The sequence below is a fragment of the Campylobacter felis genome (genome assembly GCF_030250085.1).
Classification (GTDB): Bacteria; Campylobacterota; Campylobacteria; order Campylobacterales; family Campylobacteraceae; genus Campylobacter_D; species Campylobacter_D upsaliensis.
Window position 1 is genome coordinate 16,538 of sequence record NZ_JANURX010000005.1, and the last position, 17,379, is coordinate 33,916.

At 34.4% G+C, this 17,379-nt stretch carries 15 protein-coding genes; 7 read left to right on the forward strand and 8 right to left on the reverse strand.

The features are described 5' to 3' along the window. Window positions 1-90: 90 nt before the first annotated feature. The 3 genes from NYG92_RS03935 to NYG92_RS03945 are packed head-to-tail and all read left to right on the forward strand — an operon-like array spanning window position 91 to window position 5,748. Window positions 91-1,194: an efflux RND transporter periplasmic adaptor subunit gene (locus tag NYG92_RS03935; RefSeq protein WP_027303728.1), complete on the forward strand. Its 1,104-nt coding sequence runs from the start codon at window positions 91-93 to the stop codon at window positions 1,192-1,194. Next, window positions 1,194-4,319, forward strand: a complete 3,126-nt coding sequence (locus NYG92_RS03940; protein ID WP_289233595.1) for an efflux RND transporter permease subunit — start codon at window positions 1,194-1,196, stop codon at window positions 4,317-4,319. The genes NYG92_RS03935 and NYG92_RS03940 overlap by 1 nt, the downstream gene beginning before the upstream one ends. Beyond that, the gene (locus NYG92_RS03945) at window positions 4,312-5,748 is read left to right on the forward strand and encodes an efflux transporter outer membrane subunit (protein ID WP_289233596.1); all 1,437 of its coding nucleotides are present in this window, start codon (window positions 4,312-4,314) and stop codon (window positions 5,746-5,748) included. The genes NYG92_RS03940 and NYG92_RS03945 overlap by 8 nt, the downstream gene beginning before the upstream one ends. Window positions 5,749-5,760: 12 nt before the next feature. Here NYG92_RS03945 and cmeU read toward each other — a convergent pair whose 3' ends face one another. Further along, complete coding sequence (gene cmeU, locus NYG92_RS03950; protein WP_270971754.1) at window positions 5,761-6,009, reverse strand: CmeU family protein; 249 nt, start codon at window positions 6,007-6,009, stop codon at window positions 5,761-5,763. Between the two features lie 130 nt (window positions 6,010-6,139). Here cmeU and NYG92_RS03955 point away from each other — a divergent pair, with 130 nt between their 5' ends. After that, the gene (locus NYG92_RS03955) at window positions 6,140-7,474 is read left to right on the forward strand and encodes a coproporphyrinogen III oxidase family protein (RefSeq protein WP_270966148.1); all 1,335 of its coding nucleotides are present in this window, start codon (window positions 6,140-6,142) and stop codon (window positions 7,472-7,474) included. Between the two features lie 6 nt (window positions 7,475-7,480). On the opposite strand, the gene hemJ is transcribed toward NYG92_RS03955, so the two are convergent. From hemJ to NYG92_RS03980, 5 genes are all read right to left on the reverse strand, one after another. Continuing rightward, complete coding sequence (gene hemJ, locus NYG92_RS03960; RefSeq protein WP_289233597.1) at window positions 7,481-7,933, reverse strand: protoporphyrinogen oxidase HemJ; 453 nt, start codon at window positions 7,931-7,933, stop codon at window positions 7,481-7,483. Beyond that, window positions 7,917-8,378: a signal peptidase II gene (gene lspA, locus NYG92_RS03965; protein ID WP_257405577.1), complete on the reverse strand. Its 462-nt coding sequence runs from the start codon at window positions 8,376-8,378 to the stop codon at window positions 7,917-7,919. The genes hemJ and lspA overlap by 17 nt, the downstream gene beginning before the upstream one ends. Beyond that, window positions 8,371-9,708 (reverse strand): phosphoglucosamine mutase, encoded by a 1,338-nt coding sequence (glmM, locus tag NYG92_RS03970; protein WP_289233598.1) that lies wholly within the window; start codon window positions 9,706-9,708, stop codon window positions 8,371-8,373. The genes lspA and glmM overlap by 8 nt, the downstream gene beginning before the upstream one ends. Window positions 9,709-9,956: 248 nt before the next feature. Then, on the reverse strand, window positions 9,957-11,258 hold the full coding sequence (locus NYG92_RS03975; RefSeq protein ID WP_027303735.1) for a PTS sugar transporter subunit IIC: 1,302 nt from the start codon (window positions 11,256-11,258) through the stop codon (window positions 9,957-9,959). Then, the gene (locus NYG92_RS03980; protein WP_289233599.1) at window positions 11,245-13,563 is read right to left on the reverse strand and encodes a glycosyl hydrolase family 95 catalytic domain-containing protein; all 2,319 of its coding nucleotides are present in this window, start codon (window positions 13,561-13,563) and stop codon (window positions 11,245-11,247) included. Before NYG92_RS03980 ends, NYG92_RS03975 begins: the two co-directional genes overlap by 14 nt. A gap of 782 nt (window positions 13,564-14,345) precedes the next feature. On the opposite strand from NYG92_RS03980, the gene plsY reads away from it, so the two are divergent. The 3 genes from plsY to NYG92_RS03995 are packed head-to-tail and all read left to right on the forward strand — an operon-like array spanning window position 14,346 to window position 15,479. Further along, window positions 14,346-14,957 (forward strand): glycerol-3-phosphate 1-O-acyltransferase PlsY, encoded by a 612-nt coding sequence (gene plsY, locus NYG92_RS03985; protein ID WP_270976700.1) that lies wholly within the window; start codon window positions 14,346-14,348, stop codon window positions 14,955-14,957. Next, entirely contained in the window at window positions 14,942-15,283 is a 342-nt protein-coding gene (locus tag NYG92_RS03990; RefSeq protein ID WP_027303738.1) for a dihydroneopterin aldolase, read from the forward strand. The genes plsY and NYG92_RS03990 overlap by 16 nt, the downstream gene beginning before the upstream one ends. Next, entirely contained in the window at window positions 15,276-15,479 is a 204-nt protein-coding gene (locus NYG92_RS03995; protein WP_004277402.1) for a hypothetical protein, read from the forward strand. Before NYG92_RS03990 ends, NYG92_RS03995 begins: the two co-directional genes overlap by 8 nt. On the opposite strand, the gene NYG92_RS04000 is transcribed toward NYG92_RS03995, so the two are convergent. Both NYG92_RS04000 and dccR read right to left on the reverse strand, forming a co-directional pair. Further along, on the reverse strand, window positions 15,468-16,670 hold the full coding sequence (locus NYG92_RS04000) for a sensor histidine kinase (protein ID WP_270971757.1): 1,203 nt from the start codon (window positions 16,668-16,670) through the stop codon (window positions 15,468-15,470). The two genes, NYG92_RS03995 and NYG92_RS04000, sit on opposite strands and share 12 nt — an antisense overlap. Then, the gene (gene dccR / locus NYG92_RS04005; protein WP_027303741.1) at window positions 16,663-17,328 is read right to left on the reverse strand and encodes a two-component system response regulator DccR; all 666 of its coding nucleotides are present in this window, start codon (window positions 17,326-17,328) and stop codon (window positions 16,663-16,665) included. The genes NYG92_RS04000 and dccR overlap by 8 nt, the downstream gene beginning before the upstream one ends. Window positions 17,329-17,379: the final 51 nt, after the last annotated feature.

Below are 17,379 nucleotides of genomic sequence, written 5' to 3' on the forward strand. Positions count from 1 at the left end.
CTCTTTTATTAACCAATTTTATATAAAATGGGGCTTTTGTAAAAAAGAGTAATATAAATTACTAAAAATAAATAATTTAAGGCGAATAAAATGAATCAATTTGGCAAAAAAACTCTCATATTTTTAAGCGTTGCTGTGCTTTTTAATGCTTGCTCTAAAGAGGAGGAGCAAAAAAGACAAATGCCCCCTCAACCCGTTAGCACCATAATAGCACAAAGTGAAAATATCCCTTTACATTTTAGTTACCCAGCACAACTTGTAAGCGATTATGATGCCTTTATCAAACCACAAGTTAGTGGGGTGATAATAGAAAAATTTTTCGAAGCTGGTCAAAAAGTAAAAAAGGGCGATAAGCTTTTTTTAATCGAGCCTGATAAATTTGAGGCAAATGTAAATATGGCTTATGGTAAAGCCTTAAATGCAAGAGCTAATTATGAAAATGCGAGCAAGGAATTTAAAAGAAATAAAATCTTAATCGAAAAAAAAGCCATTTCACAAAAAGAGTATGATACAAGTCTTGCAAATTATAATAGCTCTAAAGCAAATCTTACAAGTGCAAGAGCCGAGCTTCAAAACGCAAGGATAGATTTAGCCCATACCGAAGTTAAAGCTCCTTTTGATGGTATGGTAGGCGATGCTTTAATTAATATAGGCACTTATGTAAATGCTAGCTCCACAGAGCTTGTAAGGATTACAAATTTAAATCCTATCTATGCGGATTTTTACATTTCGGATACTGACAAATTAAAACTAAAACGCAATGTTGATAGCGGTAAATGGGAACTTGATAATCTAAAAGCTAGCTTCAAACTTAATGAAATTGATGTTGAGGGGAATTTAACCTTTATAGATTCTGTAATTGATGCAAAAAGCGGGAGTGTTAAGGCTAAAGCAGTATTTGATAATCAAAATGGCACTTTGCTTCCGGGAATTTTTACAACTATCACTTCAGAAGGTTTTATGCAAAAAGATGGTTTTAAAGTGCCTCAAATAGCCATTTTAAGGAATCAAGAAGAAGTTTATGTTTATACGCTTGTTAATGGCGAAGTTGTCAAAACACCCATTAAGGTCATTTATCAAACAAATGATTACGCCGTAGTTAGCAGTGGCTTAAAAAATGGCGACAAGATTATTATGAATAATTTTAAGAAGATAAGACCTGGTTCTAAAGTCAGCGAAATGGGGAGCAAATAATGTTTTCTAAATTTTTTATAGAAAGACCAGTTTTTGCTTCTGTTGTGGCAATTATCATCTCCTTAGCAGGAACGATAGCGCTTTATTCTTTACCTGTGGAGCAGTATCCAAACCTTACACCACCGACAGTTAGCGTTAGTGCGACTTACACAGGAGCAGACGCACAAACCATCTCAGAAAGTGTGGCTATACCCATAGAAGATGCCATTAATGGCGTTGAAAATATGATTTATTTAGAATCCACTTCTTCAGCTTCTGGACAAATGAGACTTACCGCCTATTTTGACATAGGCACAGATCCTAATCAAGCCACAGTTGATGTGAATAATAGAATTTCTTCCGCCACCGCAAAATTACCAGAAGCCGTTAAAAAACTAGGCGTTACGGTAAGAAAATCAAATTCAAGCATACTTGAAGCTGTGGCTATATATTCTACCGATGGTTCTATGAATGCTGTGGATATTTATAATTATATCACCTTAAATATTATCGATGACATTAAGAGAGTTCCAGGCGTAGGTGATGCCTTTGCCATAGGAAATAGAAACTATTCTATGCGTGTGTGGCTTGACCCAACTTTGCTTAATAAATATCAAATCACCGCGAAAGAAGTTTTAAGCGCCATAGAGGAACAAAACGCGCAATATGCCACAGGTAAAATAGGCGAAGAACCCGTAACGCAAAAATCGCCCTATGTCTATTCTATCACTATGCAAGGAAGACTAAAAAGCTCACAAGAATTTGGCGAAGTGATTTTAAGAGTTAATGAAGACGGCTCTTTTTTAAGACTTAAAGAAGTCGCAGACATAGAGCTAGGCTCTCAACAATATGTCGCGCAGGGGCGTTATGATGGCAATGACGCCGTGCCTATCATCATCAATCTTCAATCAGGAGCTAATAGCGTCAATACCGCAAAATTAGTCGGCGAAAAATTAGAGGAGCTTTCTAAAAACTTCCCCGCAGGCTTAGCCTACAATGTCCCTTATGATACAACGACCTTTGTGAAAGCTTCTATTTATGAGGTTTTAAAAACCTTTGCTGAGGCTTTGATTTTGGTTATTATCGTAATGTATCTTTTCTTAAAAAATTTCCGCTCCACTCTTATACCGATGATAGCAGTGCCTGTTTCACTTTTAGGCACCTTTGCGGGACTTTATTTACTAGGCTTTAGTGTCAATTTACTCACCCTTTTTGCTCTCGTTTTAGCCATAGGGATAGTCGTTGATGATGCCATTATCGTGGTGGAAAATGTCGATAGAATTTTACACGAAGATCCAAATATTTCAGTAAAAGACGCTGCCATTAAGGCTATGGAGGAAGTAGCCTCACCTGTTGTTTCTATTGTTTTGGTGCTTTGTGCTGTTTTTATCCCAGTGTCCTTCATCTCTGGCTTTGTGGGAGAAATTCAAAAGCAATTTGCCCTTACTCTAGCTATTTCTGTGGCTATTTCAGGCTTTGTTGCTCTTACCCTAACCCCCTCTTTATGTGCTTTATTTTTGAAAAGAAATAATGGAGAGCCTTTCGTCTTTGTGAAAAAATTTAACGACTTTTTCGACTGGTCGACTAAAATTTTCAGTGCTGGTGTAGCTTATATCTTAAAAAGAGTGATACGTTTTGTGATGATTTTTGGCATTATGCTCGGGGGGACTTATTATCTTTATCAAAGTGTGCCAAGCTCACTTGTGCCAACAGAAGATCAAGGCGTTATTATGTCTATCATTAATCTTCCAGCCGCCTCATCTTTACATAGAACCATAGATTTTATAGATAAAACTGCTAAAAATGATATTTTAGGACAAAACGGCATTAATTCAAGTATGGCTCTAATCGGCTTTGACCTTTTTACAAATTCCCCTAAAGAAAACGCTGGGGCTATGTTTATCCAGCTTGATGATTGGGCGGATAGAAATGTAAGCTCTTTTGAAATCGTTCAAAACCTTAATATCAAACACGCCTTTAACCCAGAAGCACAAACCTTTTTCCTAGACCCTCCGCCTATACCGGGACTTAGTATTACGGGTGGTTTTGAGATGTATGCACAAAATAGAAGCGGTAAAAGCTATGATGAAATTCAAGCTGATGTTGATAAATTAGTCGCTGCAGCAAATCAAAGGGCAGAATTAACAGGAGTTAGAACAACACTTGATACAAGATATCCGCAATTTAAACTTGAAATTGATAGAGATAAATTAAAATATTACAAACTTAATATGCAAGATGTTTTTGCTACGGTTAGTTCGACCATAGGGACTTATTATGTTAATGACTTTTCCTTGCTTGGTAAAAATTTCCAAGTTAATGTCCGTGCAAAGGGCGATTTTAGAAACACAGGGGAAGCTTTAAAAAACATCTATGTTAAATCAAGCGATGGGCAAATGGTCGCTCTTGATTCTATACTTACGCTTAAAAGTAGTGCGGGTCCTGATGATGTTAAGCGTTTTAATCTCTTCCCAGCCGCACAAATTCAAGGCTCTCCAGCTCCAGGATACAGCTCAGGACAAGCTATGGCTGTGATGGAGGAGCTTACTAAAGAATTTTTAGGAGAGGAATATACCCTCGCTTGGTCGGGCACTTCTTACCAAGAAGCTACAAATTCTAACACAGGCTCAATAGCCTTTGTTTTGGGTATGATTTTCGTCTTTTTAATCCTAGCCGCACAATATGAAAGATGGCTTATGCCTTTGGCGGTTATCACCGCTGTGCCTTTTGCTCTTTTTGGCTCTTTGCTTTTTATATGGTTAAGGGATTTTTATAACGATGTATATTTTCAAACGGGTCTTTTACTACTTATAGGACTTTCTGCTAAAAATGCTATCTTAATCGTAGAATTTGCTATGGAAGAGCATCTTAAAAAGGGAAAAAGTATATTTGACGCTTCTGTGGAGGCAGCAAAATTAAGATTTCGTCCTATTGTGATGACTTCTTTGGCTTTCACTTTGGGAATTTTGCCTTTAGTGATTTCAAGTGGTGCAGGAAGTGCCGCAAGACACGCTCTTGGCACCGGACTTATCGGTGGTATGATAGCTGCTTCTACCTTAGCGATTTTCTTTGTGCCTTTGTTTTTCTATCTTTTAGAAAGCTTTAACGCTTGGCTTGATAAGAAAAGGAGGAAGGTAAATGCGTAGTTTAATATTTATTTTAACTGCATTTTTGCTAGGGGCTTGCTCTTTAAAGCCTAGTCTTAAAGTCGGCGAGGCAAATTTCACAAGTATGGATAATAATATAAGCATTGAAAAAAACTGGTGGAAAGATTTTAATGATAGCAATTTAAATCTTTTAGTCGAAAAAGCCTTAAAAAATAATGCTGATTTGAAAATCGCCTATATCAATTTAGAACAAGCCGCCGCTCAGCTTGGCATAGATAGAAGCGACCTACTTCCAAAACTTGATGCTAGTGCAAATGCAAACAGAGCCAAAAGCTCCATTAACGCACCTAACAATAAAACAGGAGCTTTTAGCTATAACAATAGTTTTGATATGGGGCTTAATCTAAGCTATGAGGTGGATTTATGGGGAAAATACCGCGATAATTATAATGCTTCTTATGAGAATTTAAAGGCAAGTGAATTTGACTATGTGGCGGCTAGACTTTCCATTATCTCAAATGTGGTGCAGATGTATTTTAATAGTGCAAATGCTTATGAAGCTATGCAAATTTACAAAGAAACTATGGAGGCTTACACTCAAACTTATGAACTTAAGCGTTCTTTATATGAAATAGGTGCCATAGGAGAATACGAACTAGCCCAGTCAAAAGCCGAGCTAGAAAGCGTTAAAGCCCAATACATTAACGCCATTGACACTAAAGAAAATTATTTAAAAGCCTTAAAAATTTTAACAGCAAGTGATTTAGACGATGTGCTTTATAAGGAGGAAAACTACCAAAAATTTACACATTTTGCCAAATCTTTACCTGAAGGAATTTCAAGCACTATTTTACTACAACGCCCAGATATTAACGCTGCTTTAAGTCGCCTTACTCAGCAAAATTATCTAGTCGGTGTAGCAAGAAGTGCTTTTTTACCAAGTCTTTCTTTAACGGGACTTTTAGGCTTTGAGAGTGGAGATTTAGACACTCTTGTAAAGGACGGCAGCAAGGCTTGGAGTGTGGGTGGGAAATTTTTAATGCCTATTTTTCACTGGGGCGAAATTTATCAAAGCGTTAATTTAGCTAAACTTAGCAAGGATAAAGCTTTTATAACTTATGAAAATACTCTTAAAACAGCCTTTGCGGAAGTGCGTTATGCCCTTTCTCAAAGAAAAACAAGTCTGCAAAATTATGAAAATTATAAAGCCTTACTTGAAGCACAGGAAAAAATTTACACCCTCGCTAGTATTCGCTATGAAAATGGAAGCATACCATTAATAGAATATTTAGATGCTAGAAGAAATTTACTAAGTGCTAAAATTTCTTACGCTAATGCAACTTATCTTATGGCAAATTCCATAGTTGATGTGATTAAAGCTTTTGGCGGTGGATTTGAAGCAAATGCAAATTTAAGTCAAGAAATAGAAGAAAACGCAAAGGAACTTGATATGTCTTTTAGGGAATAAAACTCCCTAAAATCAATCCTTTAAATCCTTAGCAGGGTGAATTTCATAAGCCTTAAAAAGTGGTGGCAAAAGCTTTCTCATCGCATAATCAAAATGATAAAAACGCTTATAAATCTCCTCAGCATTTAACTCATTTTTCTTAGAAAAATCAAAGGCGTCTATATTTTCTTTTTTGCTAAGATTAGCGTCAAAATATTGAAAAAACTCCTCTCTTTTGGCGAAAAAATCCTTAAGATTTGTAACGATTTGTTCTTTTTCCATTGTGTCTCCTTAGTATTTAATGATGAAAAAATTTATAGCATTTTTACACTCAAAAAACAAGAAAATTTAACTTTTATTTAGTAAAAAATTGTTAAAGTTACGATTTTTATATCCAAATGTAGGTAAAATAATGAATTTCTTTCAAAATTTAGCACTTAAATACTCACATATTATGATGCAAAAAGCTCTTAAAAAGAATCTTAAAGTCGAACTTTTAAAAGAACCTCAAGCAAAAATCGCCAAAGAAAAATCCTATATGCTTTACGCTCACATACCATTTTGCCATACTTTTTGCCCCTATTGTAGCTTTCATAAATATTATTATGATGAAAATTTAGCTAAAAATTATTTTCAAAGCTTAAGAGAAGAACTTCAAATCATCAAAGATAAAGGTTTTAATTTTAATGCTATGTATGTGGGAGGCGGCACAACGCTTATTAACGAAGAGGAGCTTTTAAGGACACTAGAGCTTTGCAAAAAGCTTTTTGATATTAAAGAAATTTCTTGTGAGAGCGACCCAAATCACATAGATCCCAAAAAGCTTACAATGTTTAAAGGCTTAATTGATAGGCTAAGCTGTGGAATACAAAGCTTTGATGATGAAACCTTAAAAAAGGTCGCGAGGTATCATAAATTTGGCTCTAGCGAAGTTTTACAAGAAAAAATTGCAAAGGCTTTAGGGATCTTGCCTATTTTTAGCATAGATTTAATTTTCAATCTCCCCACACAAAGCAAAGAGCAACTTTTAAATGACCTTAATATCGCTAAAAAATTATCCCCTCAGCAAATCACAACCTATCCTTTAATGAAGTCAAATTTGACAAAAGATAATATAGCAAAATCCTTAGGCGTGAGTTTTAAAGATAATGAATTTGAATTTTATCAAATCATTTGCGAATTTTTTAAGGATTATACGCAAAATAATGCTTGGAGTTTCTCCTTAGAAAAAAATAAACTCAATGATGAATATGTTAGCTCACATCACGAGTATTTAGGCGTTGGCAGTGGGGCTTTTAGCTTTTTAGATGGTGAGCTTTTAATTAATGCTTTTAATCTTAACACCTACACCACTCTCATCAAAGAAAAGCAAAATGCCAATATAGCCAAAGCACATTTTAACCCAAAAGAAAGACTTAAATATGTCTTTTTAACCGAAATTTTTTCAGGCAGTCTTGAACTTACTCACTTTAATCGCACCTTAAAATGCGACTTAGAAAAAGAGCTTTTCATCGAGCTTAAGGCGCTTAAAATGTGTGGAGCAATTAAAAAAGAGGGCGATATTTTAAAATCTTGTGAATTTGGAAAATATCTTTTTATGGTTTTAATGAAAGATTTTTACGCGGGTATGGATTTAGTTAGGGCTGTCTTTAGAGATGATGCTAGGCTTAAAAATAAAAATTTCATTGATATTATGCGTGAAAATGTCGATCCTCTCAACGCACAAAATATGGAATTTAAAGCCTAAAAGGCTTTAAAAAGGACGCACGACCATCATTAAAGCGATGATGATAAATAAAAGTGTTGGAATTTCATTATAAATTCTAAAATATCTTCCGCTCTTTGTCGAAGTGCCATTTGTCAAGGCTTTAAGGCAGAAAAAATTATGAATATGGTAAAAAATAAGCAAGGTCGCACAAGTTAATTTCGCGTGCATAAAACCAGAGCCTATCATCAAAACTTCCTTATGTGCGTGAAGCATTAAACTTCCACTAATAATAGCCACAATCATAGCCGGAGTGCTAATCGTCCAAAAAAGCTTTCTTTCTTGCACCTTCACTACACTTACAAAACCTTCATTATTTCTATTTTCTGCGTGATACACAAAAAGTCGCGGCAAATAAAAAAGCCCCGCCATCCACGAAACAAAACTTAAATAATGCACAAATTTAATCCACGCATAATATTCATTAATCCACTCTGTCATTTTTACCTCTCTTTAAAAAAATTTCCTTAATTAAAATCAAAGCAACGCTAAGATTTATCATTACATCAGCTACATTAAATATAGCAAATTCAAAGCCCTTATGCCAAAAAAACATATCCACAACTCCGCCGTGTATAAAGCGATCAAGTAAATTTGAACACCCCGCACCAAGCATTAAGCCAAAAGCTATGATATGCTCTTTTAAAAATTCTTTTTGCCAAAAAAGATAGCCAAAAAGAATTAGCAAAATCGCCAAGTGTAAATATTTTAAATAATGCTCAAAAAAACTTAGCATAGAAAAGGCAACGCCTGTATTTAAAGCAAAAGTAAGGTCTAAATACTCACTTTGATAGCGCATACCTCTTAAGGTTAAAATTTTTACAATTTGGTCAAGAACAAAAACTAAAGCAAAAAAGCTCCAAAAAATTTTATAATCTTTAATCATTTAAAGCTTTCCTAAAAAAAGCCTCCACGCCTCTCATCTCTTTTTCCAAAAGCTTACTATCCTTTGCCTCTAAAAGTAAGCGAATTAAATTTTCCGTGCCAGAATAGCGAAAAAGACTATTAATGCCCTTTTTATCAAGCTCTGCTTTAAGCTCTTTTAAGCCCTTAAGTTTAGCTAAATCTTTCTTTTGAGAAATTTTAAGATTGTGTAAAAGTTGCGGATAAGGCTTGATTTGTCCTAAAACTGCACTTGCGCTTTTTTTCTTTGAAAGCATTAGAGCAGAAAACTGAAGTGCGGCGATAAGCCCATCGCCTGTCTTAGCATAATCACTAAAGATAATATGCCCACTTTGTTCCCCACCAAAATTCCCCCCACAAGCCTTAAGCTTTTCAAGCACAAATTTATCGCCAACATTGCAGGTTTCAAGCTCGATTTTATTTTTATTTAAAAATTCCCTCAAAGCCCCATTACTCATAATGGTCGCTACAACTTTAGATTTTAATTTACCCTGCTCTTTAAGATGCAAGGCTAAAACGCCTAACAGACTATCTCCATTTGCCACAACGCCCTTTTCATCGACTACGACAAGCCTATCCGCATCGCCATCAAACGCAAAGCCGACATCAGCACGAAGCTTTTTAACCTCCTCTGCCAAATTCGTAGGGTGCAGTGCGCCACAATTATCATTAATATTAAGCCCATTAGGATTATCACTCATCACAATGACTTCTGCACCAAGCTCCTTAAAAATGGTCGGTGCAACCTTATAAGCCGCTCCGTGTGCGACATCAAGCACGACTCTTAAAGATTTTAAGGTCAAATCTTTAGGAAAAGAATTTTTAATGCTCACAATATAACGCCCTATCACATCATCAATTCTCTTTGCTCTGCCGATTTGCTCCATCGTAACCTTAGAGCTTTCAAGCAATTTATCGTCAAAATAAATTTGCTCGATTTTTTCCTCTATCTCTTCGCTGAGTTTATTGCCGTGCGAGTCAAAAAATTTAATACCATTATCAAAATAAGGATTATGAGAAGCTGAAATCATAATCCCCGCATCACAACGCATATCTTCGGTTAAAAAAGCAATAGCAGGGGTTGGCATAGGTCCTATTTGTATGACATTATAGCCTATGGAAGTAAGCCCTGAAACTATGGCATTTTCTATCATATAGCCACTTTTTCTTGTGTCTTTACCGACTAAAATATTATTTGTAATCGCCTTATCTTTAAAATAAATTCCAGCCGCCATAGCTAAACGCATTGCTAAAAAGCTGTCTAAAAATTCTCCCGCCTTACCACGAACTCCGTCTGTTCCAAAAAGTTTCATTTTTAGCCCTTGTTAAAATTTAAAAGGATTGTAGCCTAAGATAGCAAATCGATTTTATAAGAATACTCTATAAAACGCTAATTTAGAAATTACTCCATCCTCCTTTAAATCTCTACTATACTCACCCTTTAACGCTATAAACTCCTTCGCATCAATTCCTTATCCTTGAACTCCTAAACAACATATTCTCATTAGACTAAGAATATGTTGTTTACGCCCTCTTTTTTAGTTTTACAAAATGATATTCTTCATTGCGTAATTTCTTTTCCATTCGCCTCTTTTTCTTGACAAATTTTATCATAAAGCCTAAAGAAAGGATAATAAATTAAGGCATCAAGAATAATCAATAGCACAGAAAGCACTGCTGCACTAACGCTCCCTCCTGACGCTATGTAAGCACCTATGGGAGCGGGGGTAGTCCAAGGCACTAAAATAACCATCGCAGGAACTAGCTCAAGAGAATGTGCAAAATAAGCTAAGGCACCATTGACAAGGGGAGCTAAAAGCAAAGGAACTAAAAAGATGGGATTGAGTAAAATAGGCAAGCCATAGATAATAGGCTCTGCTATGGAAAAACATACTGGCACAATGCCTACTCTACCGATATTCTTACAAAGTTTAGATTTTGAAAACAACACAAGTAAAATACATAAGGAAATAAGCCCTCCACTTCCTCCGTGCGTTACATAAAAGTCCCAAAAACCATTGGTAATTACAAAAGGTAAAGGCTCTCCTGCTTGAAATGCCTTTAAGTTTTCTCCTAAATTGACAAGCAAAAAGGGTGTCCAAAGCTGTATAAAAATTAACGCTCCATTGATTCCAAAAAACCATAAAAGGTGAATAAGAGCAGTTAATATTAAAAGCGTGTATAAGGAATCACTAGCTTGAACCACAGGGGCTAAAAATTGTTCAAAAACAACTGGAACAGAGGCTTGAAAATAATGTTCTATCAGCAACGCAAAAGGATAGATAGTTAGCAAAACGGCTAATATAGGAATAAGAGTGTTGAAACTCTGGGCAACTGCTACTGGAATTTCTTTTGGCATTTTAATGCTTAAGTTGCACCTCAAAATAAAACGCTTAAGCTCCGTAACATAAAAGGCAATGAAAATAGCGACAAACAAGCCCTTACCCCCAAAATAAGTGATATCAGCACTTGAATTTTGATAAGGCATACAAAGAAGCAGAAAAGCCATCATAGAAAGCACTGCGGTATGTAAAGGCGTTATTTTATATTCTTTAGCAAGATAAAAACTAATACTCGCACAAGCAAAAAGAGAAATTGCATTAAAACTCATTTGAAAAACGCGCCATAAAGGCTCAGACAACTCTTTTGCTAAAGCCAACCAAGCTTGTCCAAAACCACTTGTAGTATCTTCAGGATAAGGTGGAATCAACAATATCATCATAAAAGAACCTATAATCAAAAAAGGTAAAAGCACAATAAAACCATTTTTAATGGCAACAATATGCGGTTGATTTTCAAAACGAAATGCTAAAGGCTTAACCTTTTCCAACATAAAAGTGTTGAGTGTGTCAAAAATTTTCATCAAAATCCTTTTGTGTAAGTTTCAATACTTTTGGAGTGAGAGTGAAAGCTTTAAAAATTCCACGATAACAAAAAACCCTCTCCTGCGTAAAATCCGCTTTAAGCTCTAACTCAAAACCTCTTAACCCAAAGCTTAAGGCAAAGCTAATGCCTCCCCTTAAACGCAAATGTGCCAATTTTCCGCTACCAAGTTCTTCAAAATAGCAAGGTAAAATTTCAATATAATCCAAGTGGCTCTGTATAAAAAGCTCCATTAAAGCAGCACTAATCCCTAATGAAGCATCAATTTGAAAAGGAGGATGTGCAAGAAGAAAATTCTTATATAAACCACCCCCTTTGACAAAATCAATCTCTTTGTTGTGCTTAAGATGATGGAAGGGACTTGGAGTATTTTTAGCATTTTTACAAAGTTTTTTTAACAAGATTTTAACTTTTTTAACATCTTTAAGTCTTGCATAAATAGCGATTTTCCAAACTAAAGACCAACCAGTGCCTTCTATACCTCTATTTTGCAAACTTTTTATTGCAGCCCTTAAAAGTCGTTCATCTTTATAAAATAAATTTCCAGGATACAAATCATAAAGCTGAGATAAATGTCGATGCTTAGGTTCAAAATCCAACAAATCTGCTGCATACCATTCTGCAATTTCACCTTTTTTATTGATTTGATGGGAGGCTAAATTTTCAAAAATCTCTTGGATTTCTTTATAATTAGAATGCTGTTTAGACAATCCATTAAGTGTGCGACTAAAAAGCTCTTTAAGTAAAGAAATGTCTAAAGCAGAACTTTTGCTTAAAGCGGCTCTTTGCCCTGTTTTTAAATCTTTAAAGGAGTTTTCGGGTGAGCTTGAAGGCAGAGTATGGTATTTGCCATCAATCTTCATTACAATATCCACATAAAAAAGAGAGCAAGGAAGCAAAAGAGCTTGTATCCTTTCTTTAAGATTAGAAAGAGGATTAAAATCTAAATAATGCTGAAGCGTTAAAACCAACCAAGCTGAACCTAAGCACCAAAGTGTATGTTGTGCCCCATTTCCCGTAGGATAAGCGTGGCGGTATAAATCACTGTTGTGATGTAAGCACCAACCTCTAGCCCCATAAAGCTCTTTTGCAACTAAAGCACCTGTAACACTAAGTTCTTCACACAAACATAGCAAAGGCTCTATGCTATCATCTCGCCCTAAAAAGGGGGCTATCCAATAATTCATTTGCAAGTTAATATTTGTCGTGTAATTACTCGACCAAGCACTCATTATGCTATCGCACCAAATTCCTTGTAAATTTGAAGGTTGGAATTTGTTTGAACTAGCACAATGTAAATAGATTCCATAGTGGAATAATAAGGCAATTTTATCTTGTAAATTCAATTCTTTTTGTGAAGAGAAACGATTTTTGCCTTGATTAAATTTCAAAAAAAGAGGAAGAGATTTTACCCTTTCACTCTCTTTGCTAAAACTTTTTTTAAAAAGGCTAAATAAGCTTCGTCCATCACTAATTGGCTTAGAATCAAAGCCTAAAAAACCTGAAACAATATTTAAGGATAGCTTAAGTATAGTGGTATTCTTAAAATTTAAAGCCACACTTTTAGCTTCAAGCTCCCCATCTACTTGCTGAATTTTAACTCCCCCTAAAAATCCTATCCCCTCCCCTTCTTCAAAAATAATTGCCTCCTCTTCTCTATAAGGAGAAGCATAGGAAGGACATTTACCATAAGCTACAAAATAGCCTTCTTTATAAAAACTCGTCATAAGCAACTCCCCTTCAAAAGAAAGGCTAAAATCTATACCCTTTGAAGCACTAAGCTCCAACTCTAAGCCATTTTCCCTCATAATACTTACAAGAGAAACTGCATTTTTACCTAACATAAAGTGTTCTTGATGGGTAGATTTTAACAAATCAAGCTCCCTATAATAAGTTCCCAAATCCCCAACAAAATCAAAACGCAATACGCCAAAAGGCATAAAACTACCAGAAAATCCCCCTTGCAACCACTCGTCAGCAAAAGCGTTTGCCAAGGAATATTTCTCTTGTAAAATCAGTTTTTTAACCTCTGCAAGCTTTTCTTTAAAAAGCTTACCATATCTACTTTCCTTACCCCTATACGCATAAAGACCATCTTTAATAAACCCCATAGGTGCTAACATTTCATCGCTAGGATTTTCATAAATCAATGGCTTGCCAGAATAAAGCGTAGATTCATTAAGCCCATAAACTCCTAATCCATAAGCCATAACGCCCAAGCGTCCATTGCCTAAAGGCAAAGCCTCATTAAAATTTTTTGCAGGTTTTGTAAAATAAATATGCATTGACTTGCCTTAAAAATAATTTTATTTTAAAAGGTATCATAAAAATTACACATCTTTGAAATGAATTATTAATTTTATCTTCAATAAATAAAATAAATGTTACAATAATACACAAAACTATTTATGTGTTACAATAATATACAATTTATACCTAAGATTTTTAATTATTCCAAACTGGAATTTTAATCCACAAAATATCATTTCTTAGATACTCAAAACTGCAAAAAACCTATAATAACTAATCTTTAGAGGCTTATTTATATTATGGTAAGTTTACTAAAATAAACAATGTCTTAGGCTATAAAATTATTATTTCTCATTAATAGAAATCAATTTTTATTATTTAAAGACTTTGTTTTCATTAAATTGTTGTATATAAAAACATTTCTTCTTCAATGGGTCCGTATTAACTTCAATCATTCATATTTTAGATTTTACTCCTAAGTTTAGCCTTTAAATCCACATGTTAAAGATTATATTCTTTCCATAAATTCTCCACATTCATCTTTCTTGCTATCTTCACATATTTTTAATAGTTTCATTACAAAGCCACTAATAAGGCTGATAAATTTCGCCCTTTTCTTTTTTATTGTCTAGCAATTTGTTAGCAACTTCCCAAAATTTAGAATGAATATCGCACTTATGTTTTACATACAGGCATTCTCATCTCAATTTTTAATTAACAAAAAAGCTTATTTTTTAATTTTCGGTCAAAAAATTTAAATTTTGTTTATTTTATTTCGTAAAAATTACAAATATTTTGAAAGCAAATAAAGGACAAAATGGAAAATTTAACTATTTATGCCTTAGCTTATCTTTTGGGCTCTGTGCCTTTTGGATTAATTTTAGCTAGGGTTTTTGCTAAGGTCGATATTAAAAATCAAGGCTCAAAAAGCATAGGTGCAACCAATGTTTTAAGAGTTGTCAAAGAAGCAAATCCAAATTTAGCCAAAAAGCTCGCCATAGCAACGATAATACTCGATTTTGCTAAGGCTTTTATCCCTCTTATGGTGCTGAAATTTTTAAATTATGATTTAAATTTGCTTTGGAGTGTAGCGGTTTTGACGATATTTGGGCACTGCTTTTCACCTTATCTTTTTTTTGAAGGCGGAAAGGGTATAGCCACTGGGGCTGGAGCTATGGCTGTGCTTTTACCCTTAGAAGTTTTGAGTGCTTTTATAGCGTGGTTCATCATAGGAAAAGTTTTTAAAATCTCTTCTTTAGCCTCGCTTATGGGACTTTTAGCCTTTATCACCACTTCTTTTGTGTTTAATTATAATATGCCCGTTATCGATACTCACGCACCTGTGTTTATCATCGCCTTTATCATACTTTACAAACACTTGCCTAATATCAAAAGATTGCTTTTTAAAGAAGAATGCAAAGTCATATAAAAATCAAGCTTAAATTTAAGTGTATCATAGGAATTTTACCCAAAGAGCGTGTCGAAAAACAAAAAATCATCGTTAAAATTAAGGCTAAAAGCGATGATTTTTTAGACTATGCTAAAGTCGCAAAATGTGTTAAAGCAAACTACAAAAAGCAAAAATTTCAAACCATAGAAGATTCTTTAAATTTTATGGGTGCTAATTTAAAAGAACTTTTTCCTCAAATTTTTTATTTAAAAATCACAACTTTTAAACCAAAAATTCTCAAAAATGCTAAAGTTGGTGCTAGTAGGCAGTTTATTTTGACAAATTTAGGGGGTAAAAATGTATGAAAAAAAAGATTTAAAAGCCTTGAAAATCGCTCAAAAGGCGAGAGAATTTAATGATGGCGAGTTACTTAACGAAGCCTTTGTTTCGCAGCTTATAAACACTCCACTTCCCTCACTTAGCCTAAAAGAAAAAGAGGATTTAATGCAAATTTTAAACGCCCTCATTTCAAGCAAGGAAGCTGCTCTTTTAAGCAAGTAGCTCCCACTCAAGCCTAAAAGCACTTCCTTCACCCTCTTTTGACTCGCAACTTATCAAAATGTCATTTTCCTCACAAATTTTCTTTACCAAAGAAAGCCCTATACCAAAACCTCCTTGATCTTCATTAAACCTCGCATAACGCTCAAAAATATGTGCCAAATTTTCTTTAGAAATTCCACAGCCACTATCTTTAATGACAAGGGAATTTTCTTTAAGGATAATGGCGATTTCTCCGCCTTTTTTATTATATTTTATCGCATTGCTTAAAAGATTATCGATGAGTTTAGAAATTTGATTTTTATTTGCAAAAAAAAGAGAGTGTGTATTTAAATCAAGCTTCAAACAAAGCTTTTTTTGCTCGAAAAATAATCTAAAATACTCCACTCTCTCCTTTATCAAAACGCTCAAATCAAAGCTTTCTTTTTCATTTGAAAGCGTATGGGAAAAATTATAAAAAACCAAATCAGAATAAATTTGATGCAAGGTTTTAGCCGCCAATTTAATGCGTAAAAATTTGGCACTTTGTTCCAAATTCTGTCTTTCAAGCTGCTCTATACTCATTAAAATCACACTTAAAGGCGTATTGATTTCGTGCGTAGAATCTTTAATGAAACGATTAAGCGTTTCTATTTTTTCCTCCATAGGCTTAAGAGAAATTTTAACTAAAATATAAGCGATCAAAGCTAAAATTCCAAAAGCAAGTAATGCAAAACTCAAAACTTTCAATTTAATCAAAAGCAAATCCCTACTCACATCTTCGCCTTGTATAAGAATTTTAAGCCCCTCATCATTTTCCACATGCCCCTTAGTTTGTCCTAAATAATACTCACTTAAGCTCATCGGTGCCATAAAAAATACCCTACCCTCACTCACTCCCCTACCCTTAAGTCTAATCTTTGCTTGAGTATAATTAAGGTCTAAATTATTAAAAAAAGCCCTTTCTTTATCAAAAATGGCAAATTGAACTCTCGCACTTTTAGCGATATTTGCAGCATTTTCTTCTAAAGGAACGAAGCGATTATTTGCGATATTAACAACTATGGTGCGGCGTATTTCTCTTAAATTCTCACCTTTTATAAGGATTAAATCCTCATAAAGTTTTTCATACCAAATGCTAAAAAAAATGGTTAAAAAAACGCCAGTGGTTGTAAGATAGATGAGTAAAATTTGCCATATTACTTTTTTAGCCATAGCGGTAGCCTCTGCCTCGCTGATTAATAATTTTATCCTTACCTAAAATTTTACGCAAATTTTTCACATAAGCTCTAAGACTAAGCTCACTAGGCTCTTCATCATATTCCCAAAGTTTATCAAAAATTTCTTCCACACTTAAAAAATGATTTTTATTTTGCAAAAGTAAGGTCAAAAGTTTAATTTCCTTACTTGGCAGGGCTAAGACTTTGTCATCTTTATATAAAATTTGATTTTTAAGACTAAATTTAAGTCCCTCTCCTAAATCCTCGTAATTTTCATTTTTATGAAAAAAGGAGCGTTTAAGTAAAGCTTCTACGCGCAAAGAAAGTTCAGCCAACTCAAAAGGCTTTTTAATATAATCATCACAACCCACGCTAAAGCCCTGTTTTAAATCATCTGTGGTATTTAAAGAGGTCATAAAAATGCAAGGAGTTTGCTTATTTGCCCCTCTTAATTCTTTAAGTAAAGAAAAGCCATCGCCCAAAGGCACTTTGACATCTAAAATCCAAAGATCATAATTTCTCTCATAAGCTAAATCAAGCGCCTCTTTAGCATTATCACAAAGCGTGATTTTATAACCCTCATCACTCAAATGCTCTTCTATAATCTCACCCAAACTCAAATCATCTTCTAAAATCAAAATCCTAGCCGCCACAATTTTCCTTTCAAAAAAGCTTATTTTAGCAAAAAATAGAAAGCATTTTAA